Source organism: Novosphingobium mangrovi, assembly GCF_022818885.1.
In the GTDB taxonomy this organism is placed as follows: Bacteria; Pseudomonadota; Alphaproteobacteria; order Sphingomonadales; family Sphingomonadaceae; genus Novosphingobium; species Novosphingobium mangrovi.
Window position 1 is genome coordinate 101,714 of record NZ_JALHAT010000018.1, and the last position, 23,381, is coordinate 125,094.

Sequence of the window (23,381 nt, forward strand, 5' to 3'; positions counted from 1 at the left end):
GGCGGATTTCATCGAGGAGCCCCTTCGCGCTTGCAACCGCTGCGCTGCAGCATAGTTTCATCTCCATGACCGACTTGCTCCAGGACCTGATCGGTGAGCTGCCGAATTGGCTGCAACAAACGATCGTCGCTGTCATCGTGGCCGTTTTCGCGGTTGCGGTCGCGCTCTTCATCCACGCCCTGCTGTTCCGGCTGCTTCGGCGTTTTGCCAAGGCGAGCGAGAGCGATTCCGACAACCTGGTGGTCAAACGCCTCGCCCGGCCCAGCCGCTGGGCGCTGGTCTCCCTCGCGCTTGTACTCGCCGCGCGCGAGACGCCCGCGCTCGAAGCCATGTGGGAGCGGATCGGTGGGCTGGTCATGCCGCTCATGGTGGGCTGGATGGCGCTGGCGATCCTCAACGCCTTCGTCGAGGCCATGGTGCTGCGCGCGGACATCTCGATGGCGGACAACCGCCGCAACCGCCGCCGCCGCACGCGGCTCACCATCTTCGGGCGCATCGCGACCTTCGTGATCGTATTCCTGACCATCGGACTGATGCTGCTCTCCATTCCCGGCGTGCGCGACATCGGCGTGACGCTGATGGCCTCGGCGGGTCTTGCCGCCCTTGCCGTTGGCGCCGCCGCGCAGCCGGCTCTGAAAGCGCTGATTTCCGGCTTCCAGATGGCGCTGACCGAACCCGTCGTGATCGGCGATGCCGTGATCGTGGGCGGCGAATGGGGCTGGATCGAGGAGATCAAGACCACCTACGTCGTGGTCAAGGTCTGGGACGAGCGGCGTCTGGTCGTCCCGACCAACAAGTTCCTGGAGGAGATCTTCCAGAACTGGACCAAGACCACGTCCCAACTGATGGGCACGATCCTGCTCTACGTAGACCCGGCGACCCCGCTCGACCCGATCCGGGAGAAGTTCCTGGAGATCGTCGCGGCGAACGAGCGCTGGGACGGCCGGGTGCGCCATATGCAGATTACCGAGTTGACCCGCGATGCCATCGAGGTGCGCTTCCTGGTGACGGCCAAGGACAGCCCCACCCTCTTCGACCTGCGCTGCGATGTGCGCGAAGCCCTGATCCAGTGGCTCGCCGCCGAGATGCCCGAAGCCATCATGCGCAGCCGCCTGCTGCCCGTCGGGCCGGTCGAGACGACCCCGCTCGGCGCGCCCTCAGGCGAGGCCATGGCGCAGATGGCCGCACAGTAGGGTCTTTCCCCTATTTGCCAGATAGCGACGTTCCCGGCATGCTGCCCCGTGCGCGAAAGGGGAGCGGCAATGTGGCAAATGGCACGAAAGGCCTTGCGGGCCGCAGCGGGTCTCGCCCTTCTGGCGAGCGCCCCGCTCAATGTGACCAGCGCTGCGGACGATGTCCCGGTTTCGGACGAACTGCGCCAGCGCAGCGCGGAAATCCTCACCATCCTGAGCGGCGGCGGTGATCCCGCTACGACCTTCGCACCTTCCTTTCGCAAGGCCGTGCCCGACGCGCAGATGCAGGCCCTCATCGCCTCGCTCCAACGCCAGCTTGGCACAGCGACAGGTATCGAAAGCCTGACACCGATCGGCGAGCGCGAGGCCACCCTTCGCCTCACTTTTGCAAAGGGGACGGCGCGGGCCTGGATCGCGCTTTCCCCCCAGGCCCCGGGCCAGGTCACCGGACTACGGGTGACCGGCATCATGCCCACCGACATTGCCGGGCTTGCCAGCCTTGACGATGTGGCCGCGGCCTTTGCCGCCGCACCCGGCAAGGCAGGCTTCCTCGTACAGGATCTGGAGGAGGACAGCCCCGCCGCGGCGCTGCGCGGCGAGCGTCCGCTCGCCATTGGCTCGGCCTTCAAGCTGGTGATTCTGGCCGAACTGGTGCGCGAGATCGACAACGGCCTGCGCGAATGGTCCGACACGATCACGCTGGGGGGCAGGGAACTTCCCGCAGGGGGCTTTCGCGCCATGCCGCCGGGCACGCAGGTTTCACTGCGCCTGCTCGCCGAGGAGATGATCCGGGTGAGCGACAATTCCGCAACCGACGTGCTCCTCACCGAACTTGGCCGCACCCGCATCGAGGCCATGCAGGCCCGCATCGGGTTCGCCCATGGCGCCCGCAACATACCCTTCCTCTCGACAATGGAAGCCTTCAAGCTGAAAGGCGTCGAGGGGGGCGCCTTGGGCCGACGCTACCTGGCGCAAGACACCGAAGGACGGCGCGCCATGCTCGTAGGCGACGTCGCCAATATGCCCGGCCGCGCGGTGGGCGATCTCTTCGCCGACGGGCGCCCCGTCATGATCGAGCGCCTGGAATGGTTCGCCTCGCCCGCTGACCTCGCGCGCGCGATGCGCTGGTTCAAGGGGCGCAAGGACAGCGTGAACGGCCAGGAGGCGCTGCGCATCCTCGCACTCAATCCGGGCCCTGCGGCGAGCTTGGCAGGAGAGGTATCCTACGCCGGCTTCAAGGGCGGATCGGAACCCGGCGTCCTCAACATGACCGTCCTGCTCGAAGATCGGGCCGGGCGCTGGATGGTGGTGACAGCCAGCCTCAACAATCCGCGCGCGGGCGTGGACGAAGCGCGCTTCCACGCCTTGTTGACGCGCGCACTCGAACTGGCAATCAAAGACTGATTGCAATTCAGCCTTGCGCAAGGTCAGGGGCTTAGGCAGCACAGGATCATGTCCGGTTTCCCGCGTGCTCCCAGAGCCTTCCTTCTCGCCCTTGCCCTCCTTCCGCTCGCCAGCGGCTGCGGCGCCGAGGCGGCTCCCGCCCCTGTCTGCGGCTTCACGATCGAGGAGAGCTTCCCCCACGATCCCGAAGCCTTCACGCAAGGGCTCTTCTTCGCCGACGGTGTTCTCTACGAAAGCACAGGCCGCAAAGGTCAGTCGCGCGTCTTCAAGCGCACCTTGCAAAGCACGACCCCGCTCGTCGAAGGCGCCCTTGACCCGACCTTCTTCGGCGAAGGAAGCGTTGCCTGGGGCGACCAGGTCATCAGCCTCACCTGGCGCGACGGCATGGCCTATCGCTGGGACCGCACGACGCTCAAACCCATCAAGCTCTTCCCCGTCACAGGCGAGGGCTGGGGCCTTACCATCCACGAAGACACGATCTACCAGAGCAACGGATCCAGCCGCCTCACCTTGCGCGATCCGGAAACCTTCGCGTCGACCGGCACGCTCGAGGTGACCGACGAAGGACGCCCGGTCGCACGGCTCAACGAGCTGGAATGGATCGACGGAGAGATCTGGGCAAACGTCTGGATGTCCGAGCGGATCGCCCGCATAGATCCTGAAACAGGCGTCGTGAAAAGTTGGGTGGACCTCTCCGGCCTTACCGCGAAGAGCGGCGCACGCACCGCCGACGATGTCCTCAACGGTATCGCCTGGGACGCGAAGAAGGACCGCATCTTCGTGACGGGCAAGAACTGGGACACGCTCTACCAGATCACGCCGGACTGTCCGTGAAGGTATAAGAGATTCAAGGGGCCATCGCCCCTTGCCCCCAAAATGGGCGACCTCACCTTTCCCAGCCAAGGTGGCCGCGAAAGATAAGGTCGACAATTTGGGGAGCCCGAGGGCGATGGCCCTCGGAAACCCTTTTCTACCCGTGCTTCAATTCCCGCGTGGACTCGACCATGCCCGGCGCAATGAAGCCCAGCGGCGCCACCTCCATCGCGCGCTTCTTCAGCTCGCTCTGCATCTTGGCATACTCCTCCTCCATCTCGGCCGAGACCGAGGCGCGGCTGTCTTCAAGAGCGTCCTCGAAGTCGGCCATGGTGACCTTGTCGACCTGGGCGCCTTCGCGGCGGATCGCGAGGAGGCCTGCGCGGCGCACCACGTCCTCGAGGTCCGCACCGGTGTAGCGCTCGGTCCGCTCGGCGATGGCATCGAGCGACACGTCCTCAGCCAACGGCATGGCCTCGGTGTGAATTCCCAGGATATGCGCACGCCCTGCCGTATCGGGCGTGCCGACGTAGACCAGTTCGTCAAAGCGGCCGGGGCGCAGCAGTGCCGGGTCAACGAGGCCCGGACGGTTGGTCGCGCCCACCAGGACCACCGACTGCAGTTCCTCCATGCCGTCCATTTCGGCGAGGATCGTGTTCACGACGCGCGCGGTCACCTGCGGCTCACCAAGCCCGCCGCCCATGCCGCGCGCCGGCACAAGGCTGTCGATCTCGTCGATGAAGATGACGCATGGCGCGACCTGGCGGGCGCGGGCAAAGAGGCGGGCGATCTGCTGCTCGCTCTCTCCGTACCACTTGGAGAGCAGGTCGGAGGACTTGATCGAGATGAAGTTGGCCTCGGCCTCCTTGGCGACCGCCTTGGCCAGCAACGTCTTGCCCGTGCCCGGAGGGCCATAGAGCAGAAAACCCTTGGCCGAGCGGATACCCAGCTTGTGGAACGCGGCCGGGTTCTTGAGCGGCAGCTCGATCCCTTCCTTGAGGCGCGTCTGCGCGGCATCGAGCCCGCCGATGTCGTCCCAACCAATATTCGGGACCTGCACCATGACCTCGCGCATCGCCGAGGGCTGCACGCGCTTGAGCGCCGCAATGAAGTCGTCGCGCTCGACCGACAGGTTTTCGAGCACTTCAGGCGGAATGGCGCGGGCTTCCAGGTCCAGCTTCGGCATGATCCGGCGCACCGCCTCGATCGCGGCTTCGCGGGTGAGCGCGGCGAGATCCGCGCCGACGAAGCCGTGCGTGGTGCGCGCCAGTTCCTTGAGGCTCACTTCCTTGCCCAGCGGCATGCCGCGGGTGTGGATGGTGAGGATTTCGCGGCGCCCCCGCTCGTCGGGCACGCCAATCACGATCTCACGGTCGAAGCGGCCGGGACGGCGCAGCGCCTCATCGATGGCATCGGGACGGTTGGTGGCCGCGATCACGACAACATGGGCGCGGCTGTTCAGGCCATCCATGAGCGTAAGCAGCTGGGCGACAAGGCGCTTCTCCGCCTCGCCGTGGACCTGATCGCGCTTGGGGGCGATCGAATCGATCTCGTCGATGAAAACAATCGCGGGCGCGGCCTTGGTGGCCTCTTCGAACACCTCGCGCAGCGCCTTTTCGCTGTCGCCATAGCCCGAACCCATGATTTCAGGGCCGTTGATCGAGAAGAAGTTGGCCTCGCTCTCGTTGGCAACCGCCTGGGCAAGGCGGGTCTTGCCGGTCCCCGGAGGTCCGTGCAGCAACACACCCTTGGGCGGGGCAACGCCAAGGCGGGTGAAGAGCTCGGGATAACGCAGCGGCAGTTCGACCATCTCGCGCAGCTGGCGGATGGTGTCCTCCATCCCGCCGACATCGTCGTAATTGACATCGCCGCGCGGCTCGTGCGCCTCCTCGAAGGTCTCGCGCAGCTCGACCTCGGTGTTCTCGTCAATGTGGACGATCCCGCGCGGGGTGGTCGAGACGACGTTGAGACGGATCTGGGTCAGCGAATAGGCGGGCGCATTGAACATGCGCCGCAGCTGCGGGGGAATGTCCGCCACCTGCTGCTGCCCGGCCGTGGCGACAAGATCGCCCTGCACCATCGGGCGCTGGAAGAAGTTGCGCTTGAGCGCAATGGACGGCCCCTGCAGGCGCATGTCCTTCTGCGCGGGCGCGAAGACGACACGCTGGGCGGGGCGCGATTCGGCCTTGCGCACGGTGACATGATCGCCCGAGCCCACTTCGGCGTTGCCGCGCTGGAGGCCATCAAGACGTATGACGGAGAGGCCTTCGTCCTCCGGAAAGGCCAGAACGGCGCGCGCGACGGTGACCGATTTTCCGGTCACTTCGAGAACGTCCCCCTCCATGGCCCCGATGGCGGAGAGCGCTTCGCGGCTGAGCCGGGCAATCCCCTGGCCGCTTTCTTCCTGACGTCCGGCCGCAACCTGCAGCCGCACCGTGCGATCCTCGACCCTTGATTCGGCGTCGACCATGTCTGTCCTTTCCAAGAACGGCCCGCGCGCCTCGCCTGTCCTTCGGCCAAGGCACGCGACCTCACGTGTTTCACGGATAGGAATTAGGAACGGGCCCACGCGATTTCAAACCGTTGGCCAGCAACAGCTCCGGTTGATCGCCCCGAATGCACGCGTGTTAAGCAGACAAAAAAAGACCCGGACGTTGCCGACCGGGTCGTGGAAGTTTTGGGAGAGGATGCCTGAAAGGCACGTTCCTTATGACCCGAATCGGGGTGTTGTGCAAGTGCGAAATAGCGCGTTCGCGATGCATAGGGAGCAAGGTGAATTGCACTACGCGCAATAAACAGATGCAATTAGCGGTACCTCTGGACGCAAATCCGCCATTCCAATTCCTGAATCAACCTTCATGATATTGCTTCACTCACAACTCGCCGAATGTCTCATAGTGCTCGCACCGAACGGACTATGCTGCACTGCGGAAATTATTGAGCTTCCATGAAAAATGGCGGATTCAATTGTGCTAACGCTACCATTTGTGGGAGCGAGAATCGCGCAGATGCCATAGGTAGGTCAGCACCAGAAACGGCGCCGATCCCCCATGGGATGGCGCCGCTTGGTCCGAGTTTCAGGTCCGCGTTGAAACGGACGTAGGCTCAGTGGGCCAGGAGCAGAGCCGGCGCGGTTTCCTCTTCGAGGAAATAGGCGGTCACCCCGCCGAAGAGGAACTCACGGAAACGGCTCTTACCGTAGGCACCCATGACAAGCAGCTCGGCGTGGGCCTGGTTGACCGCGACGGCCAGCGTTTCCTCGGTCGACCCGCGACGCTCGTGCTCTTCGAGCTCGGCGTGGATGCCGTGGCGCGAGAGGTAACGCAGCGCGTCGGTCGCGGGAAAACCACCCGACTTTTCGGCCACCGTCACGACCTTCACCATCTGGCAGTCCCCCAGCAGCGGCACCGAGGCGCGCAGCGCAGCGGCCGCCTGCTCACCACCGTCCCAGGCGATGCAGGCCCGGCGGATCGGGAACTCGAGCGGCTTGTCGTCGGCCAGCACGAGGACCGGGGTCGCCGACACCAGCGCCAGTTCGCCCGCCAGGCCACTCGAGCGCGAAAGAATGGTCACGTCCGAGAGGCGCGCAATGCTGCCCAGCGCGCTGACCGGATCGTCCTCGCTGCGCAGGACATCGAAGGAGACATCGTTGCGCGAAAGCTTCGTCTCGATCTCGCTGGCCGAAGCATCGTCCTCGGCCCGCGCCTTGTCGAGCGCCTCGGAGATCACGTAGCTGCCCCCCATCGGGTCCATCGCGATATAGCGCGCGACCGGGGTGTCGACGAGCGCGGTAACATGGCCGCCCGTCTTGCGGGCGAGGTTGAGGGCGGTTTCGATGCGGGCATCATTGCCCGGCTTGCGATCCGCATTGACGAGTATCGAGCGCATAGTCTGGTCTCCCGTTGGCCCGCCCAGTCTAGGGCAAGGTTTCCTCTTCACCATGACGAAGATCAAACATCGCCTTGATAATCAAGGTTCGAATTGGAAACTGTTCAAGTCCGCGCGCTTTCCGGCCGCCGTCCTTCTGTGCCCGGCTCGATCCGCAGCGAGGCCGCGCGCGCGAAGAGATCGAGGATGATGGGATCGCGCTCCTGCGCGCGAATGGCCGCCTCGAAGTGGACGACATGTTCAGGGCGCGGCAGGAATTCGGCCAGTTCCCCGCGGGCAAGCTGGCTGCGGATCATCGTCTCGGGCAGGACCGCCGCCCCCCTCCCCTGTGCGACGATCTCGATCAGCATGCGCACATTGTTGCAGGTGTGAAGCGTGGGACGGGTGCGCCCGGCCGCCTCAAGCGTGGCCAGGGTCACGCGGTGCAGGGGCGAGTGGTCGGGCAGCGACCAGATCGGCAGGTCGGGCGTCTCGGGCCCGGCGCGCGTCACCTCAGGGCTCGCCGCCCAGACCAGCGCCACCGAGCCGATGGGCGCTGTGCGGATAGCGGGGCTGGCAACGGGCCCGGCCAGAAACACGATGTCGCGCGTGCCGCCCAGAAGCTGCTGCATGAGCCGAGCGGTCAGGTCGAGCTCGATCTCCATGGTGACCCCCGGGCGCTCGCGCTCGATCGCCTGGACCCAGGCGGGCAGGCAACTCGCCGCCGCGATCTCGCCCGATCCGATCCGGACCGCGCCCGCTGCCCCTGCAAAATCGCTGGCTTCCAGGAGAGCCTTTTCCAGATCGTGGCACAAGGGCTCGCACTGCTGAATCAGGCGCCGGCCACGCGTGGTGAGAACCATTCGGCGTCCCTCACGTTGGAACAGCGAGAGGCCCAGTTGCTCCTCGATCTCGCGCACACGCGCCGAGATCGCGGGCTGGGTGGTGTTGAGGCGCTGGGCGGCCGCGGCGAACGTGCCCAGCCGATCGATCCACATCAGCGTTTCAAGGTGAAAGAGCGCGATCCGTTTCATAACGAACGCATATCATAATCCATAAAAATTAATCGCTATTTGTGATGCGAGCGGCGCGGTAGGCTCCCGCGCGGAAGTTGGAGAAGGAAATCCATGAAAAAGCTCTACCCCAGCGCGGAGGCCGCGCTTGATGGCCTGCTGTCGGACGGCATGTTGATCGCCAGCGGCGGCTTCGGCCTTTGCGGCATCCCCGAGCGCCTGCTCGACGCCATTCGCGATGCGGGCGTGAAGGACCTGACCTTCGCCTCGAACAACGCGGGCATCGACAACGAAGGCATCGGCAAGCTGCTGCGCACCAAGCAGGTCAAGAAGATGATCTCGTCCTACGTGGGCGAAAACAAGGAGTTCGAGCGCCAGTTCCTCTCGGGCGAGCTGGAAGTCGAGTTCTGCCCCCAGGGCACGCTGGCCGAGCGCATGCGCGCCGGCGGCGCAGGCATCCCCGGCTTCTACACCAAGACCGGCGTTGGCACGCAGGTTGCCGAGGGCAAGGAAGTCAAGGAGTTCGGCGGGCAGGAATATATCCTGGAGGAAGGCATCTTCGCCGATCTCGCCGTGGTCAAGGCCTGGAAGGCGGACGAGAGCGGCAACGTGATCTTCCGCAAGACCGCGCGCAACTTCAACGTGCCCGCCGCTACGTGTGGCAAGGTCTGCGTGGTGGAAGTGGAGGAAATCGTGCCGACCGGCTCGCTCGATCCCGACCACATTCACCTGCCCGGCGTCTATGTGCAGCGCCTCGTGCTCGGCGCGCCCTACGACAAGAAGATCGAATTTGTGACGACCCGCGAAAGGGAGGCCGCCTGATGCCCTGGAACCGTAACGAAATGGCCGCGCGCGCGGCCAAGGAGCTGGAAGACGGCTTCTACGTGAACCTCGGGATCGGCATTCCCACGCTCGTCGCCAACTACGTGCCCGAGGGCATGACGGTGACGCTGCAGTCGGAGAACGGGATGCTGGGCATCGGCCCCTTCCCCTATGCCGGTGAAGAAGATCCCGACCTCATCAACGCGGGCAAGCAGACCGTCAGCGAACTGCCGCAGACGGCCTATTTCGACAGCTCGACGAGCTTTGGCATGATCCGAGGCGGGCACATCAACCTTGCCGTTCTGGGCGCCATGGAAGTGGCCGAGAACGGCGACATCGCCAACTGGATGATCCCGGGCAAGATGATCAAGGGCATGGGCGGCGCGATGGATCTTGTCGCGGGTGTGCAGAAGATCATCGTCGTGATGGAGCACTGCGCGAAGTCGGGCGATTCCAAGTTCATCCCCGAATGCACCCTTCCGCTGACGGGCAAGAACGTGGTCGACATGATCGTCACCGACCTTGCCGTGTTCCAGCGCCCGGACCACGACAGCCCGTTCCAGCTGGTGGAACTCGCGCCGGGCGTCACCGCCGAGGAAGTGGCCGAAAAAACCACGGCGAAGTACGAAGTCGCGCTCTGATCGAGCGTACAAATGGACGAGCGGCCACCAGGCCCACCCCGTCCATGCACGTGTCAGGGCGTCAGCAGCGAGGGGCCCAGCCCTCGTTGCGGCGCCCCAGCGCGATCCTGCGGTTTATTCCGCATGGCGAATCGGCCGCCCCGGCGACCTTGCCGCCTGTTCCGGCATCCCTACATCGGGAGAATGCCTGAACAGGCGTGACGCACAAACCGGAGTTGCCCGACCATGACCGATATCGCCACCATTCCCCTGACCCGGATCGACGGCACGCCGGACACCCTGAGTGCCCATGAAGGCAAGGTGCTGCTCGTCGTGAACGTCGCCTCCAAGTGCGGCCTGACCCCGCAGTACGAGGGCCTTGAAGAACTGTTCCAGCAGTACAAGGACAAGGGCCTGGAGATCCTGGGCTTCCCCGCCAACGACTTCGGCGCGCAGGAACCCGGCAGCCACGAGGAAATCGCCGAGTTCTGCAAGCTGAACTACGGCGTCTCCTTCCCGCTCTTTGCCAAGGCCGACGTGACCGGTGCGGACATGCAGCCGCTCTACAAGGAGCTGACGCAGGCGCATCCGACCAAGCAGGGCCCGGCCGAGGAATTTCGCGAACGCCTGCGCGGCTTTGGCCGTACCCCCACCGAGGACCCGGACGTGCTGTGGAACTTCGAGAAGTTCCTTGTCTCCAAGGACGGCAAGGTCGTGGACCGCTTCGCGCCGGGCGTCGAGCCCAAGGACCCCGCGCTGGTTTCGGCGATCGAGGCGGAATTGGCGAAGTAGGAAGATCCAAGGGGCCATCGCCCCTTGACCCCAAAACGGGCGGCCTCACCTTTCTGCGCCGCCGCGGCGCGAGAGCGGTGAGGTCGACAGTTCGGGGAGCCCGAGGGCGATGGCCCTCGGATTCTCCCTTTTTTCCGGCTTAGTGCGCCGCGCCCCAGCTTGGGCCCGAGCCGATCTCCACGCCCAGCGGCACGGTCAGTTCCACGGCCGGGCCTGCGGCTTCGGCCATGACCTTCTCGATTACCTTCGAAGCGGCTTCGACATCGCCTTCGGGCAATTCGAAGACGAGTTCGTCGTGTACCTGCAGCAGCATGCGCACGTGGCCAAGGCCTGCGTCTTCCAGTGCCGGAGTCATGCGCGCCATGGCGCGCTTGATGATGTCGGCGCAGGTGCCCTGGATCGGCGCGTTGATCGCGGCGCGCTCGGAGCCCTGACGCTCGTTCCCGTTCTTGGAGTTGATGCGCGGGAACCAGGTCTTGCGAGCAAAGAGCGTTTCCGAATAGCCGCGCTCGCGCACGCCTTCCAAGGTCGAGACAATGTACTTCTGGATGCCCGGGAAGCGCTCAAAGTAGCGGTCGATCATCGCCTGCGCCTCATCGGCATCGGTACCCAGGCGCCCGGCAAGGCCCCAGCGCGAGATACCGTAGAGGATCGCGAAGTTGATCGTCTTGGCCCGCCCACGTGTCTCGCGGGTCACTTCCCCGAACAGCTCGGTCGCGGTGCGCGCGTGGATGTCCTCACCCTTCTCGAAGGCTTCCTTCAAGCTGGGGACGTCGGCCATGTGCGCGGCGAGGCGCAGCTCGATCTGCGAGTAGTCGGCCGCAAGCAGGACATTGCCCTCCTCGGCCACGAAGCAATCGCGGATCTGACGGCCGATCTCGGTGCGGATCGGGATGTTCTGCAGGTTGGGATCGGTCGAGGACAGGCGTCCGGTCTGCGCGCCGACAAGGCTGTAGCTGGTGTGGACGCGGCCCGTCCTGGGGTTGATCGCGGCCTGGAGCGCCTCGGTATAGGTTGAGCGCAGCTTGGAAAGCTGGCGCCATTCCAGAACCTTGGTCGCAACCTCCGCGCCCTCTTCGGCGAGGCGTTCGAGCACCGACTGGTCGGTCGAGTACTGGCCCGACTTGCCCTTCTTGCCCCCCTTGTAGCCCAGCTTGTCGAACAGGATCTCGCCCAGCTGCTTGGGGCTGCCGATGGTAAATTCCTGTCCCGCGGCCTCGTGGATATCCTTTTCCAGCGCACCGATGGTCTCGGCGAACTGGGCCGAGAGCCCGGCCAGCTTCTCACGGTCGACCTTGATGCCATGGCGCTCCATCTGGGCGACGACCGGGATCAGCGGGCGATCCACCTTCTCATAGATGCGCGTGCCGCCTTCCTCGGAAAGGCGCGGCTTCAGGAGGCTGTGGAGGCGCCAGGTCACGTCCGCGTCCTCGGCGGCGTAGTGGGTCGCCTTGTCGAGCGGGACCTCGCCGAAGGGGATGGCCTTCTTGCCCGTGCCGCACACGTCCTTGAACGCCATCGGCTTGTGGCCAAGATGGCGCTGTGAAAGCTCGTCCATGCCATGGCCACCGCCCACACCATCGGTGCCGCGTCCGGCATCGAGGCAGAAGCTCTCGATCATGGTGTCATCGATGGGAGCCACCATGATCCCGTAACGGGCGAGCACGTTGATGTCGTACTTGATGTTCTGGCCGATCTTGAGAACCGCATCGTCCTCCAGCAGCGGCTTCAGGAGCGCGATAGCGGTGTCCATGTCCACCTGTGGCGGCTTCTCGGCGAACATGTCGCTGCCGCCATGGCCGAGCGGAATGTAGCAGGCCTCGTTGGGACCGATGGCCAGGCTCACACCGACAAGATCGGCCTGCATCGCCTCCAGCGCCGAGGTCTCGGTATCGACGGCCAGGATATGCGCGGCCTGCGCCTTCTTCACCCAGGCTTCGAGCGCCTCTTGCGTCTGCACGCATTCGTAGGCCGCGTAGTCCACAGCCGGCATCTCGGGGAGCGACTGGCGTGCCGCGCCCTCGGCCGGCCCGGCCCCAGCATTCTGCGCCTTGGCCGGGTTGAGATCGGTCGCCTTGGACGGGCTGCCGTTGCCGGTTTCGAGACGCTTCAGGAGGCTGGTAAAGCCGTGCTTGCCCAGGAACTCGGCGAGCGGTTCGGGCGGAATGGTATTGAGCTTGACCTCGTCGAGCGCCATCGGCAGCGCGCAGTCTTCCTTGAGCGCGACAAGGACACGGCTGAGGCGGGCCTGCTCGGCCTGCTCGATCAACCGCTCCTTGAGCTTGGACTTCTTCATGTCGGGCGCGGCGGCCAGCACGCTTTCCAGGTCGCCATGCTCCTGGATGAGCTTGGTCGCGGTCTTGGGGCCGACGCCGAACACGCCCGGCACGTTGTCGACCGCATCTCCCATGAGCGCGAGCACGTCGCCCACCTTGTCGGGGGTGACGCCGAACTTCTCCTCGACCTCGGGGATGTCGATGCGCAGGTTCTTCATCGTGTCGAGCATGTCGACCTTGCCGCCGCCTTCGCCGCACGTGCCGACCAGCTGCATGAGGTCCTTGTCCGAGGAGACGATGGTGACGTCCCAGCCCTCACGCGCCGCAGCGCGCGCGTAGGAGGCGATGAGGTCATCCGCCTCGTAGCCCTGCTCCTCGATACACGGCAGCGAAAAGGCGCGCGTTGCATCGCGGATCAGCGGAAACTGGGGCACAAGGTCCTCGGGCGGCGGGGGACGGTTGGCCTTGTAATCCTCGTAGATGTCGTTGCGGAACGACTTGCTGCCCGCATCGAGGATCACCGCCATGTGCGTGGGCCCTTCGGCCTTGTCGAGGTCCTCGGCCAGCTTCCACAGCATCGTGGTGTAGCCGTAGACCGCGCCCACGGGCGTGCCTTCCGGGTTCGTGAGCGGGGGAAGACGGTGGTAGGCGCGGAAGATGTAGGCCGATCCGTCGACGAGGTAGAGATGCTGCTTTGGCTCCATGAACAGGGCTCTAGCAGCGCTTTGCCCGAAGGTCAGCAGGCAGGCGCGCTGGGCCGTGCAAAAGCCTCCGATCAGCGCCCCTCACGCGGCTCCCCGACAAAAACCTTCGCCCTGCCGCGGGAACCTTTGCTCTATGCACATGTTGGTTGACGAGTGCTTGAACGGGGCGCCCGTGACTTCTAGCGAACGGACGAAGTCGTCTCCTGAAGGCTTAGGAACACGCTGTAATGGCGTGCCGGATACCGGAAGTAACAAAGAGGGAATACTGAGAGATGCGCAAGATTCTGATTGCCACCACCACTGCCGTCGCCGCGCTTTCGCTGGCCGCCTGCTCGGAGCAGACCGAAGACGCCACCGAAGCCGCAGCCTCGTCGGCTGCCGACGACATGGGCTCCTACGCCGACCAGGCCGGCGAAGAGATGGACGCGATGGGCGACTCGATGGAAGACGCCACCAACGACGCGGGCGCAGCCATGGACGAGGCCGGTGACGATGTCGAAGACGCAGCCGCCAATGCCGCTTCGGACGCCGAAGCCGCGGCCAATGACGCCGCCAACGAGATGGCCGACCACACCGACGGCGATCCCAGCACCAACTGATCGCGACAGGGGCCTCAACACCCCTGCTGCCACTCGGCAAGTTACGAAACGGGCGTTCGGAGAGATCCGGGCGCCCGTTTTGGCTTCCCGACAAAGGTCAGAGTGGGAGGTGCCGGAAGGAACTGGATTTCCAAGGGGTCATCACCCCTTGCCCCCGAAATCGGCAACCGCATGGCTCTCAGCCACCGCAGCGCGTAAAGGGTGAGCTCGACATTGTGGGGAGCCCGAGGGCGATGGCCCTCGGACCTGCTTTTTTGACTAACTCAGTTTGGGCAGGAGGGCCTGAAGCCCAAAAATCAGCGCGAGGCGACGGCGCGCGCGCCGCGGGCCTCGGTCAGGTAGCCGTTGTAGACGGTGCGCGCGATGCTCGCGATGCGGGCCTCGCGATTGGGGCGGCTGCCCTGTCCGGTCACGTAGATGGCAACGGCGAAGACATCGCCATTGGGCGTCTCGACGATGCCCACGTCGCTCGACGTGTTGTGGAGCGAGCCGGTCTTGTGATGGATCATCGCACCATCGGGAATGCCAGCGGGAATGCGGCGGCGGCCGGTCACGCAGCGGCCCATGATCGCGATCAGGGTGTCGCGGCTGCGCTTGCTCAGCCACTGGCCTTCGTAAAGCCCGCGCAGCAGCGTCACCATCGCCATGGGCGTCGCGCTGTCGCGCTTGTCGATCACGTTGGCAGGGTCCAGCGCACCATCGTCGCGCACGAGCGTCGCGATATCGCGATCCAGGTGCCAGTCCTCGATGCCCGCCCGGCGCACCCAGGCGTTGACGGCATCGGGCCCGCCCACCACGCGCAGAAGGCCGTCGGTCGCGTAGTTGTTCGAGCGCGTCAGCATGAGCTCGAGCAGCTTGGCGGCGGTCAGGTACTGGCCTTCGCGAACCGGCGCGACAGCCGAGGAAAACGGCTTGGAAGAAACCGGGATCAGCATCGGGAATTCGCTGGTGAGCGTCCACTTGCCCTTGTCCACGCCTTCCAGGAACGTCGCGGCAATGGCGATCTTGCTGGTACTGGCCATCGGGAAGCGCTGGTCGCCCAGCACATCGAGCGTGCGACCCGTGCGCAGGTCCACCGCAGCCACGCCAATGCGCCCGTTCGAGGCTTCAGCAGCGGCGGCCAGCTGGCGCTCGAACATCGTCGAGTAGACCGGCGGCCCGCGCATCTCGGTGCCGAAAAGCGAATCGAACGAGGTCTGGACGGTCCCGACGTTGTCGGCGTGTGCGGGAGCCAGAGGCACCACGCTGGCCACGGCCAACGCCGCGAACGATAGAAGTCGCCCCGTGCCCAAGCGGCACTGCGAAAGGAGTTTGCCTGCCCTGATCATGCGAAACCCATCCTAGTCGTAACCACCTGATGACAGGTTAACACAGGTTCGACCAAACGCCACGAGCGCTCGACGAAGCGCATGGGGCGTGCGAGCAATTGCGCGCTTGTGAAGTTTCGTGTCGCCTTGTGGTCGCAAAAGACCCCTTTAACGCCTCAATCGCACAGGCTCGCGATTCGCATGGAGCCGCTGGGGGCCGCAGGACCGTCAAGAGAAGTAGGAAGAAGATAACCGAGGGCCATCGCCCTCGGGCTCCCCATACTGTCTGCCTCACCTTGCGCGCGCTGCGGTGGCCGAGAGAGGCTAGGTCGTCGATTCCAGGGTCAAGGGGCGATGGCCCCTTGAAAAAGGTCGTGCTTCCCGAAGGCCTGCTCGAACTCTCCAACCTGACCCGAGACCCGCACAACGAAAAGGGCCGGGAAGATTACTCTTCCCGGCCCCTTCATGTTCAGCGCGTAGCTGGGACAGGTCGGCTTAGAAGCCGCCCATGCCGCCCATGCCACCCATGCCGCCCATGCCGCCCATGTCGGGCATGGCCGGGCCGCTGCCCTTGTCTTCCGGAGCGTCGCAGATCGCGGCTTCGGTGGTGATCAGCAGGCCAGCGACCGAAGCGGCGTCCTGCAGCGCGGTGCGCACGACCTTGGTCGGGTCGATGACGCCGGCGGCCACGAGGTTCTCGTAGACGTCGGTGGCGGCGTTGAAGCCCTGGGTCTCGTCGTCTTCACGCAGCAGGTTGCCGGTGACAACCGCGCCGTCGAAACCGGCGTTGGTCGCGATCTGACGGGCCGGAGCCATGATCGACTGACGCACGATGTCGACACCGCGGGTCTGGTCGTCGTTCTCGCCCTTGAGGCCTTCGAGAGCCTTGGTGGCGTAGAGAAGCGCGGTACCGCCACCGGGGACGATGCCTTCTTCCACGGCTGCGCGGGTCGCGTGCAGCGCGTCGTCGACGCGGTCCTTGCGCTCCTTCACTTCGACTTCCGAAGCACCGCCGACCTTGATGACAGCGACGCCGCCAGCCAGCTTTGCAAGGCGCTCCTGAAGCTTCTCACGGTCGTAGTCCGAGGTGGTGATCTCGATCTGCGAGCGGATCTGCTCGACGCGGGCCTTGATCTCTTCGGCCGAACCCGCACCATCGACGATGGTGGTGTTGTCCTTGTCGATCGTGACGGTCTTGGCTTCGCCAAGCATCGGCAGCGTGACGTTCTCGAGCTTGATGCCGAGGTCTTCCGAGACCATTTCGCCGGCAGTCAGCGTGGCGATGTCGCCGAGCATGGCCTTGCGGCGGTCGCCGAAGCCCGGAGCCTTGACGGCTGCAACCTTGAGGCCGCCGCGCAGCTTGTTGACGACGAGCGTGGCGAGCGCCTCACCCTCGATGTCCTCGGCGATGATCAGGAGCGGACGGCCCGACTGAACAACGGCTTCGAGGATGGGAAGGATCGACTGCAGGTTCGACAGCTTCTTCTCGTGGATGAGAATGTAGGGGTTGTCGAGCTCGACGGTCATCTTCTCGGGGTTGGTGACGAAGTACGGCGAGAGGTAGCCGCGGTCGAACTGCATGCCTTCAACGACATCGAGTTCGAAGTCGAGGCCCTTGGCCTCTTCCACGGTGATCACGCCTTCCTTGCCGACCTTTTCCATGGCTTCGGCGATCTTCTCGCCGACTTCCTTGTCGCCATTGGCCGAGATCACGCCGACCTGCGCCACTTCGGAGTGACCGGTGACGTCACGCGAACGGCTCTTGAGGTTCTCGACGACCTTGCCGACCGCGAGGTCGATGCCGCGCTTGAGGTCCATCGGGTTCATGCCCGCGGCAACCGACTTCATGCCTTCGCGCACGATGGCCTGGGCCAGAACGGTGGCGGTGGTGGTGCCGTCACCGGCCGCGTCGTTGGCCTTCGAGGCCACTTCGCGGATCATCTGGGCGCCCATGTTCTCGAACTTGTCCTTGAGTTCGATTTCCTTGGCGACCGAAACACCGTCCTTGGTGATGCGGGGCGCGCCGAAGCTCTTCTCGATGACGACGTTGCGGCCCTTGGGGCCCAGCGTCACCTTGACGGCGTTGGCGAGGGTGTCGACACCGGCGAGGATGCGCTCACGGGCGTCGCGCGAGAACTTTACGTCCTTGGCTGCCATTTTGGTATTCCTTTCAGGATATCAGGTAGAAGAAGAAAGCGATGCTCAGCCGATGACGCCGAGGATGTCGCTTTCCTTCATGATGAGCAGGTCTTCACCGTCGACCTTGACCTCGGTGCCCGACCACTTGCCGAAGAGCACGCGGTCACCGACGGCGACGTCGGGGGCGACGAGCTTGCCGTCAACGACGGCGCCCTTGCCGACCGAGACGATTTCGCCTTCAGCGGGCTTTTCCTTGGCGCTGTCGGGGATGATGATGCCACCGGCCGTCTTTTCTTCGGCCTCGACGCGGCGCACGAGAACACGGTCGTGCAGCGGACGGAAAGTCATGGGAATCTCCCTTAAGTCCTATGAACAGGCAAAAACTGGTTTTGGCACTCTCAGGCAGAGAGTGCCAACGCGGCCGGATATGGTCACAGCCCCAGTTGGCGTCAAGCAGGTGGGAGGCAATTTTTTTCAAGCGGCGGAAACGTCGCCCGGGCGGTAACGAGGCGCGGCTCGGTACAGCATCATGGAAACACGCGTGTGTTACCGTGCGATGGCACCTAGCAGTCCGAAACGACCGCGCCAATGCCAGCGCGCCATGAGCAGAGCCGCCGCCACGCTCAGTCCCACGGCAAGACCGATCCAGATGCCTACGCCCTGGAACGGGGTGAACAGGCCGAGCACGGCCGAGACGGCGAATCCGGCGGCCCAGTAACTCACAACCGCAATACCCATGGGCACGCGCGTGTCCTGGATGCCGCGCAGCGCACCCGCCGCCACGGCCTGGAGTGCATCGGTAAACTGGAAGGCGGCCGCCACGACCAGATAGCGCAGCGCAAAGCCGACCATGATCGCGTTCGCCGGATCGTTCACATCGACATAAGCCCGCAGCACCAGACGCGGGAAAGCGAGAATGATGCCCGAGGTCACCGCCGCAAAGACGAGGCACACCAGAAGAGATGCGCGTCCCGCGGCCGCGACGCCCGCCACGTTGGCCGCGCCGTAGTGGTAGCCCACGCGGATGGTTGCGGCCTGCCCGATGCCGAAGGGCACCTGAAAGGCGATCGCGGCGATCTGCAGGGCCACCGTGTGCCCGGCCAGCTGCGCCTCGCCGACGATGCCCATGAGAAAGGCCGCCCCGCTGAACAGGCCGCCCTCGGCAATGAGCGTGCCCGAGATCGGCAGCCCCAGCGTCAGCATCTGGCCCAGACGCGGCCATTCCGAACGCCACCAGCGCCCGAAGATATGAAAGCGCCGCAAGCGGCGGTTGCGCCGGATCGCGACAGCGTAGGCGAGGACCGTGAAGCTTGCGGTGATGATGCTCGCAAGCGCCGCGCCGGTCAGCCCCAGCGCCGGCATACCGAAATGACCAAAGACCAGCGCATAGTCGCCCACGATGTTGACGAGGATCGAGGCCGCGGTGATCGCGGTCGCAAAGTACGGCCGCCCGAGCGCGGAGACGAAGGTGCGCAGGACATTGGCCACGCCCATCGGTGGAATGCCCACCGAGAGCAGAGCCAGGAAGTCACCGCCAAGCCTGGCCAGCGCCGGGTCCTGGCCCGTCGCCAGCATGAATTCCTCGGCGAACTGGCAGATCGTGATGCACACGAGGCCCAGGATCACCGCCAACCACAGCGCCATGCGGGTGGTCCGGCGCACCTCGCGCACCGCGTTCTCCCGCCGCCCGAGCTCGGCCGCGATAAGCGGCGCGCAGGCTGAAGTCAGCCCGTTCACGCCCATCATCAGGACCGCGATCATCGCAACGGCGAGGCTGGAGGCGGCCAGCGCCTGCTGCCCGAGACGCGCCACGAACATGACGTCGGTGGCAAAAACCGCCATCTGCAACAGGTTGGCAAGCGCCAGCGGCCCGGCCAGAGCCAGGGTCCTGCCGAGTTCGGCGCGAAAGTCGGGGGAGCCAATGCTGCGAGCCATAATGGATCGGGGCCCTACGCGGGCCGTGCGGCAAGCGAAAGCAAAAACGCATCCGTGTGCGGTTGTGTGACAGGTCTGGGAGCAGGACGGTCACACGAAGAAGGAAGAAGAATATACAAGGGGCCATCGCCCCTTGACCCCAGACTTGGCCACCTCGGCATTCTAAGCCACGGCAGCGTGCGAAAGGTGAGGTGGGCAGTTTGGGGAGCCCGAGGGCGATGGCCCTCGGAATCTTCTTCTGTTGCCAAGGCATACAATCCCCTTGCCCCACAGTACCTCCCCGTCCTAGGTCGGCCCCGGTTTGAGGAGAAAAGGACCCCCGATGAAGCTCACGTCCCTGATTTGCGCCAGCCCGCTCGTCCTGCTTGCCGCCTGCGGTGGCTCGGGCTCGCAGGAGGACAGCGCCGCGCCGGCTGCCGATACAGCCGCCAAAAGTGCACCTGCGGCCGAAGCAGCGCCGGCTGCGCCTGCCGCGGCCTCGGCAGCCCCTGCCGCCTTCCAGATCTGCAAGACCTGCCATGCTGTCGAGCCTGGCCAGAACCGCGTCGGGCCGACCCTGCACGGCATCGTTGGCAGCACGGCGGGCGAGGTCGAGGGCTACAACTTCAGCCCCGCACTCAAGGATTCAGGGATCGTGTGGACGCCCGAGGCACTCGACGAGTGGCTACAGGGGCCGATGAAGATGGTCCCGGGCACCAAGATGGTGCAGATGGTTCCCGATGCAGGCAAGCGCCAGGAAATCATCCAGTATCTCGAGACACTGAAGTAAGCCACGCGGCGCAGCGCTGCACCAAAAAGGGCCGCCTCCGAGGGGAGCGCAGCCCTTTTTGGTGGCCACCTGTGAGGCGCCACGCACACGAAAAAGGGCGCCCCCCGCAAGGGAGCGCCCTTTCGAATTTTCGCCTCCGGTCCGAAGACCTGGAGAAACGAAGATTACTTGAGCTCGACGGTGCCGCCGGCTGCTTCGATCTTCGCCTTGAGCTCTTCAGCTTCAGCCTTCGAAGCGCCTTCCTTGACGGGCTTCGGAGCGCCTTCGACGAGAGCCTTGGCTTCAGCAAGGCCGAGACCGGTGATGGCGCGGACTTCCTTGATGACCTGGATCTTCTTGCCACCGTCGCCGGTGAGGATCACGTCGAATTCGGTCTGCTCTTCAGCAGCAGCGGCTTCGCCACCACCAGCAGCCGGGCCAGCAACGGCAACGGCAGCAGCGGCGGAAACGCCCCATGCTTCTTCGAGAGCCTTGGCGAGGTCAGCGGCCTCGAGGACGGTCAGCTGCGACAGTTCTTCAACAAGCTTGGCGATATCGGCCATAGTATTCACTCCTGATCTGTGGTCCCGCCGGGGACTTAGGCCGCCGGACGGGATAAATCGTTATTTCGAAACGTGTTACCGAGACTAAGCTCAGGCAGCGTCCTTCTCGGCGTAGGCGTTGAAGACGCGGGCCAGCTTGGCCGCCGGAGCGGTCGAGAGCTGGGCGATCTTCGTGGCCGGAGCCTGGACGAGACCAATGAGCTTGGCGCGCAGTTCGTCGAGCGAGGGCATCGAGGCGAGCGCCTTGACACCATCAGCATCCAGAACCTGCGAGCCCATCGCGCCGCCGACGATCTCGATCTTGTCGGTCGTCTTGGCGAAGTCGACGACAGCCTTGGCAGCTGCGACGGGGTCCACCGAGGTGGCGATGGCCGTCGGGCCGACAAGGAAGTCACCGATACCGACGTAGTCGGTGTCCGCGATGGCGATCTTGGCAAGACGGTTCTTCGCAACCTTGTAGGTCGCACCCGCTTCGCGGATCTTCGAACGCAGTTCGGAGGACTGCGCCACCGAAAGGCCGAGGTTACGGGTGACAACCACCACGCCGACCTCGTTGAAGACCGCATTGAGCTGGGCGACCGAATCGGCTTTCTGCGAACGATCCATGCCTTACTCCTTCACATATGACCGCTTGGCATTCCCGAAGGAGCGCCGCACGGCCGGCTACATTTGCTTGCCCGTGCACGACGCACGAGCCCATGGACACTGACGCGCCATGGCAAAGACCGTACGATGGGGAAGGAGTTTTTCGCGCCGAAGCACGAGATGGACACCATGCTCGAAAGAGCGAAGGGCCGTGGAATTTTCCTGTTCCCCGCCTAGGCTGCAGATTAAGGGGGAAGCCCCCGGCAGCTGTCTCGGACGGTGAGCAACGCAGAATCATCTGCGCCGTTCGAGGGCGCCTTTGCCCTGCGCGCCGGAAAAAGTCAACATCGAAGCCGCCCGGTCCGCCTAATGTGTATCTACGTAGGAGAGCGATAAGAAAGCGCTAGATTCGGCTATGGCAGTACGGGCCGGATACCATTCCCGCCCTTCTCACCGCTGCGAGCCTGACCCAACGATGGAAATAATGCCGATCTCCACCGCGCTGGTTCCCGCCCCTGTGCGGGCCCGCGCCCGCGCCGGGTTTGCCGATGCGACCCCGCGCCTCGAGAGGATCGACCAGGCCGGAGCAGCTACCACAGCGCCCCGTATCGGCTCGGCCAAGGCCGCCGAACGCGCGCCGCGCTTCCAGTTTTCGGAGAGCGCCCGCGACGTCCTGCAGATGGAGCGCTGGCACCGAGAATGGGCCGAGGCCCGCCATTCGCTGGTGAGCGAGGCCTATACCGCGCTGCACCGGAAAAGAGCCGGGGCCCTCTTCGATATGGCCGCCTGAACAGGCACGCCGGACCGAAGGGGCCCCGTAAAGTCGCACGTCCCAAGGGCCGTGCGCATCAGGCAAGCGGAGAACCGCCCACCTAGTCGCCCGCTTCCTCACCGGCATAGGCGAGCAGGTCGCCGGGCTGGCATTCGAGCACCCGGCAGATCGCTTCGAGTGTCGAGAAGCGGATCGCCTTGGCCTTCCCGGTCTTGAGGATCGAGAGGTTGGCAAGGGTAATGCCGATTGCCTCGGCAAGCTGGGTCAGCGTCATGCGACGGGCATGCAGGATATCGTCAAGCTTCACCACGATGCGGCCTCCTTCGGTTTGCGCGTCCTCGCCCATCACACGGTCCCTTCGAGTTCTTCGCGCATCTCGGCGCCCTTGCGGAACACGCGGGCCAGGATGAACAGGACCAGCATCAGCAAAATGCCGTTGCCATCAAAGCCACTGTCGAAATTGAGGCCGGTTTCCGCCTCGCTCACTTCGGTGACGTTGTGAATCCAGGTTGCAAGGCCTGCGAGCGGCAGGGCAACCACCTGGATCGCCAGCGAAAGCCAGGCCATGATCGTCATGCGCGTCGCGTTCACTGGAACGAAGGGATCGCCTTCCCCGACCGTGTCGATGATCCGCTTGAGCAGCCAGAGCATCGCCGCGATCATCGACAGAAGGACCATCACGAGCACCAGCACGCCAAGCAGCGCGAGACGCACCTCGGTAAAGTCGAAGGTCGCCTGCGAGGCTGCGAACTCCGCCGCGATCTCATGCGTGAAGAAGGCCAGGCCAACGCTGCCTGCCGAAGCAGCCAGCACGCCGAGTGCGAGCCCCGCCAGCAGGACATAGAGAATGATCTTCGCGGCCAGCAGCAGCGGATCGCGAACGGCTCGGGTTGCAAGGTTCATTGTCGTCTCTCCTCTGCCTGACGGGCGCTTACATCAGCACCGGAGTGGGCGCGTAGGCGACGAGGACCTGCGTGGGCGCGGACTGGGTCACGACGCTGACCTCGGCGGCGTGGGCCGCCTGAGGCGCGGTCAGCGTCGGCAGCCAGATCAGGGCCGTGAGAACGGCAGCCAGGGCCGCAGCGACAGGCCGGGCGACAACTTCGGGGGCGGGTTCGTCGGCGTGGAAGGTCATTGTTCGTTCTCCGATATGCTTGATATCGATATTCAATAATCCCGATTCGCCATATCGTCAAACAATAATATCGAAAAACGATACACTCCTGATT

At 64.7% G+C, this 23,381-nt stretch carries 22 protein-coding genes; 9 read left to right on the forward strand and 13 right to left on the reverse strand.

From position 1 onward, the window contains the following. The first annotated feature begins 65 nt into the window (after nt 1-65). The 3 genes from MTR65_RS11690 to MTR65_RS11700 all read left to right on the forward strand — a co-directional run bounded on the left by MTR65_RS11690 (nt 66) and on the right by MTR65_RS11700 (nt 3,431). Nucleotides 66-1,193, forward strand: coding sequence for a mechanosensitive ion channel family protein (locus MTR65_RS11690; protein ID WP_243800329.1), 1,128 nt, complete (start codon nt 66-68; stop codon nt 1,191-1,193). 78 nt (nt 1,194-1,271) lie between these two features. Beyond that, entirely contained in the window at nt 1,272-2,597 is a 1,326-nt protein-coding gene (locus tag MTR65_RS11695; protein ID WP_243800331.1) for a serine hydrolase, read from the forward strand. A 48-nt stretch (nt 2,598-2,645) separates the two neighbouring features. Then, nucleotides 2,646-3,431, forward strand: a complete 786-nt coding sequence (locus MTR65_RS11700) for a glutaminyl-peptide cyclotransferase (protein WP_243800333.1) — start codon at nt 2,646-2,648, stop codon at nt 3,429-3,431. A 136-nt stretch (nt 3,432-3,567) separates the two neighbouring features. Here the strand turns inward: MTR65_RS11700 and MTR65_RS11705 are convergent, their stop codons facing one another. The 3 genes from MTR65_RS11705 to MTR65_RS11715 form a co-directional block, all read right to left on the reverse strand. Next, nucleotides 3,568-5,880: a CDC48 family AAA ATPase gene (locus MTR65_RS11705; RefSeq protein WP_243800335.1), complete on the reverse strand. Its 2,313-nt coding sequence runs from the start codon at nt 5,878-5,880 to the stop codon at nt 3,568-3,570. 635 nt (nt 5,881-6,515) lie between these two features. Then, the gene (locus MTR65_RS11710; RefSeq protein WP_243800337.1) at nt 6,516-7,298 is read right to left on the reverse strand and encodes a universal stress protein; all 783 of its coding nucleotides are present in this window, start codon (nt 7,296-7,298) and stop codon (nt 6,516-6,518) included. Between the two features lie 104 nt (nt 7,299-7,402). Then, complete coding sequence (locus MTR65_RS11715; protein ID WP_243800339.1) at nt 7,403-8,311, reverse strand: LysR family transcriptional regulator; 909 nt, start codon at nt 8,309-8,311, stop codon at nt 7,403-7,405. Between the two features lie 93 nt (nt 8,312-8,404). Here MTR65_RS11715 and MTR65_RS11720 point away from each other — a divergent pair, with 93 nt between their 5' ends. The 3 genes from MTR65_RS11720 to MTR65_RS11730 all read left to right on the forward strand — a co-directional run bounded on the left by MTR65_RS11720 (nt 8,405) and on the right by MTR65_RS11730 (nt 10,524). Then, the gene (locus MTR65_RS11720; RefSeq protein WP_226632171.1) at nt 8,405-9,112 is read left to right on the forward strand and encodes a CoA transferase subunit A; all 708 of its coding nucleotides are present in this window, start codon (nt 8,405-8,407) and stop codon (nt 9,110-9,112) included. Further along, nucleotides 9,112-9,753 (forward strand): CoA transferase subunit B, encoded by a 642-nt coding sequence (locus tag MTR65_RS11725; RefSeq protein ID WP_243800341.1) that lies wholly within the window; start codon nt 9,112-9,114, stop codon nt 9,751-9,753. Before MTR65_RS11720 ends, MTR65_RS11725 begins: the two co-directional genes overlap by 1 nt. A gap of 225 nt (nt 9,754-9,978) precedes the next feature. Beyond that, on the forward strand, nt 9,979-10,524 hold the full coding sequence (locus MTR65_RS11730; protein WP_243800343.1) for a glutathione peroxidase: 546 nt from the start codon (nt 9,979-9,981) through the stop codon (nt 10,522-10,524). A 139-nt stretch (nt 10,525-10,663) separates the two neighbouring features. Here MTR65_RS11730 and polA read toward each other — a convergent pair whose 3' ends face one another. Continuing rightward, nucleotides 10,664-13,504 (reverse strand): DNA polymerase I, encoded by a 2,841-nt coding sequence (gene polA / locus MTR65_RS11735; protein ID WP_243800345.1) that lies wholly within the window; start codon nt 13,502-13,504, stop codon nt 10,664-10,666. Nucleotides 13,505-13,776: 272 nt separating this feature from the next. Here polA and MTR65_RS11740 point away from each other — a divergent pair, with 272 nt between their 5' ends. Next, nucleotides 13,777-14,103 (forward strand): hypothetical protein, encoded by a 327-nt coding sequence (locus MTR65_RS11740; protein ID WP_243800348.1) that lies wholly within the window; start codon nt 13,777-13,779, stop codon nt 14,101-14,103. Between the two features lie 296 nt (nt 14,104-14,399). Here MTR65_RS11740 and MTR65_RS11745 read toward each other — a convergent pair whose 3' ends face one another. The 4 genes from MTR65_RS11745 to MTR65_RS11760 form a co-directional block, all read right to left on the reverse strand. Then, a complete protein-coding gene (locus MTR65_RS11745) occupies nt 14,400-15,431 on the reverse strand; it encodes a serine hydrolase (RefSeq protein ID WP_084591958.1) in 1,032 nt (343 codons plus the stop codon). Between the two features lie 474 nt (nt 15,432-15,905). After that, nucleotides 15,906-17,567, reverse strand: a complete 1,662-nt coding sequence (groL, locus tag MTR65_RS11750) for a chaperonin GroEL (protein ID WP_243800350.1) — start codon at nt 17,565-17,567, stop codon at nt 15,906-15,908. A 45-nt stretch (nt 17,568-17,612) separates the two neighbouring features. Next, on the reverse strand, nt 17,613-17,897 hold the full coding sequence (locus tag MTR65_RS11755) for a co-chaperone GroES (protein WP_039389248.1): 285 nt from the start codon (nt 17,895-17,897) through the stop codon (nt 17,613-17,615). A 198-nt stretch (nt 17,898-18,095) separates the two neighbouring features. Further along, the gene (locus MTR65_RS11760) at nt 18,096-19,484 is read right to left on the reverse strand and encodes an MATE family efflux transporter (RefSeq protein WP_243800352.1); all 1,389 of its coding nucleotides are present in this window, start codon (nt 19,482-19,484) and stop codon (nt 18,096-18,098) included. Nucleotides 19,485-19,806: 322 nt separating this feature from the next. Between MTR65_RS11760 and MTR65_RS11765 the strand changes: the two genes are divergently transcribed. Then, nucleotides 19,807-20,253, forward strand: a complete 447-nt coding sequence (locus tag MTR65_RS11765) for a c-type cytochrome (protein WP_243800355.1) — start codon at nt 19,807-19,809, stop codon at nt 20,251-20,253. Between the two features lie 164 nt (nt 20,254-20,417). Here the strand turns inward: MTR65_RS11765 and rplL are convergent, their stop codons facing one another. Beyond that, a complete protein-coding gene (rplL, locus tag MTR65_RS11770; RefSeq protein ID WP_148627451.1) occupies nt 20,418-20,795 on the reverse strand; it encodes a 50S ribosomal protein L7/L12 in 378 nt (125 codons plus the stop codon). Between the two features lie 90 nt (nt 20,796-20,885). Beyond that, nucleotides 20,886-21,401: a 50S ribosomal protein L10 gene (gene rplJ, locus MTR65_RS11775; RefSeq protein ID WP_226632158.1), complete on the reverse strand. Its 516-nt coding sequence runs from the start codon at nt 21,399-21,401 to the stop codon at nt 20,886-20,888. Between the two features lie 463 nt (nt 21,402-21,864). On the opposite strand from rplJ, the gene MTR65_RS11780 reads away from it, so the two are divergent. Then, nucleotides 21,865-22,170 carry a hypothetical protein gene (locus MTR65_RS11780; RefSeq protein ID WP_243800357.1) on the forward strand — a complete coding sequence of 102 codons (306 nt, stop codon included), beginning with the start codon at nt 21,865-21,867 and terminating at the stop codon, nt 22,168-22,170. Nucleotides 22,171-22,252: 82 nt separating this feature from the next. Here the strand turns inward: MTR65_RS11780 and MTR65_RS11785 are convergent, their stop codons facing one another. The 3 genes from MTR65_RS11785 to MTR65_RS11795 are packed head-to-tail and all read right to left on the reverse strand — an operon-like array spanning nt 22,253 to nt 23,287. Continuing rightward, complete coding sequence (locus tag MTR65_RS11785) at nt 22,253-22,498, reverse strand: helix-turn-helix domain-containing protein (protein ID WP_243800360.1); 246 nt, start codon at nt 22,496-22,498, stop codon at nt 22,253-22,255. After that, nucleotides 22,498-23,055 (reverse strand): DUF2975 domain-containing protein, encoded by a 558-nt coding sequence (locus MTR65_RS11790; RefSeq protein ID WP_243800362.1) that lies wholly within the window; start codon nt 23,053-23,055, stop codon nt 22,498-22,500. Before MTR65_RS11790 ends, MTR65_RS11785 begins: the two co-directional genes overlap by 1 nt. 28 nt (nt 23,056-23,083) lie before the next feature. Continuing rightward, the gene (locus tag MTR65_RS11795) at nt 23,084-23,287 is read right to left on the reverse strand and encodes a hypothetical protein (RefSeq protein ID WP_243800364.1); all 204 of its coding nucleotides are present in this window, start codon (nt 23,285-23,287) and stop codon (nt 23,084-23,086) included. Nucleotides 23,288-23,381 lie beyond the last annotated feature (94 nt).

Coding starts and splice junctions, on each gene's coding strand:
- MTR65_RS11745 (WP_084591958.1), bottom strand. CDS start 15,431: ATGATCAGGGCAGGCAAACTCCTTTCGCAGTGCCGCTTGGGCACGGGG.
- MTR65_RS11690 (WP_243800329.1), top strand. CDS start 66: ATGACCGACTTGCTCCAGGACCTGATCGGTGAGCTGCCGAATTGGCTG.
- MTR65_RS11720 (WP_226632171.1), top strand. CDS start 8,405: ATGAAAAAGCTCTACCCCAGCGCGGAGGCCGCGCTTGATGGCCTGCTG.
- MTR65_RS11725 (WP_243800341.1), top strand. CDS start 9,112: ATGCCCTGGAACCGTAACGAAATGGCCGCGCGCGCGGCCAAGGAGCTG.
- MTR65_RS11790 (WP_243800362.1), bottom strand. CDS start 23,055: ATGAACCTTGCAACCCGAGCCGTTCGCGATCCGCTGCTGCTGGCCGCG.
- MTR65_RS11730 (WP_243800343.1), top strand. CDS start 9,979: ATGACCGATATCGCCACCATTCCCCTGACCCGGATCGACGGCACGCCG.
- MTR65_RS11700 (WP_243800333.1), top strand. CDS start 2,646: ATGTCCGGTTTCCCGCGTGCTCCCAGAGCCTTCCTTCTCGCCCTTGCC.
- rplL (WP_148627451.1), bottom strand. CDS start 20,795: ATGGCCGATATCGCCAAGCTTGTTGAAGAACTGTCGCAGCTGACCGTC.
- MTR65_RS11780 (WP_243800357.1), top strand. CDS start 21,865: ATGCCGATCTCCACCGCGCTGGTTCCCGCCCCTGTGCGGGCCCGCGCC.
- MTR65_RS11695 (WP_243800331.1), top strand. CDS start 1,272: ATGGCACGAAAGGCCTTGCGGGCCGCAGCGGGTCTCGCCCTTCTGGCG.
- MTR65_RS11710 (WP_243800337.1), bottom strand. CDS start 7,298: ATGCGCTCGATACTCGTCAATGCGGATCGCAAGCCGGGCAATGATGCC.
- MTR65_RS11785 (WP_243800360.1), bottom strand. CDS start 22,498: ATGGGCGAGGACGCGCAAACCGAAGGAGGCCGCATCGTGGTGAAGCTT.
- MTR65_RS11705 (WP_243800335.1), bottom strand. CDS start 5,880: ATGGTCGACGCCGAATCAAGGGTCGAGGATCGCACGGTGCGGCTGCAG.
- MTR65_RS11795 (WP_243800364.1), bottom strand. CDS start 23,287: ATGACCTTCCACGCCGACGAACCCGCCCCCGAAGTTGTCGCCCGGCCT.
- rplJ (WP_226632158.1), bottom strand. CDS start 21,401: ATGGATCGTTCGCAGAAAGCCGATTCGGTCGCCCAGCTCAATGCGGTC.
- polA (WP_243800345.1), bottom strand. CDS start 13,504: ATGGAGCCAAAGCAGCATCTCTACCTCGTCGACGGATCGGCCTACATC.
- groL (WP_243800350.1), bottom strand. CDS start 17,567: ATGGCAGCCAAGGACGTAAAGTTCTCGCGCGACGCCCGTGAGCGCATC.
- MTR65_RS11760 (WP_243800352.1), bottom strand. CDS start 19,484: ATGGCTCGCAGCATTGGCTCCCCCGACTTTCGCGCCGAACTCGGCAGG.
- MTR65_RS11755 (WP_039389248.1), bottom strand. CDS start 17,897: ATGACTTTCCGTCCGCTGCACGACCGTGTTCTCGTGCGCCGCGTCGAG.
- MTR65_RS11715 (WP_243800339.1), bottom strand. CDS start 8,311: ATGAAACGGATCGCGCTCTTTCACCTTGAAACGCTGATGTGGATCGAT.
- MTR65_RS11765 (WP_243800355.1), top strand. CDS start 19,807: ATGAAGCTCACGTCCCTGATTTGCGCCAGCCCGCTCGTCCTGCTTGCC.
- MTR65_RS11740 (WP_243800348.1), top strand. CDS start 13,777: ATGCGCAAGATTCTGATTGCCACCACCACTGCCGTCGCCGCGCTTTCG.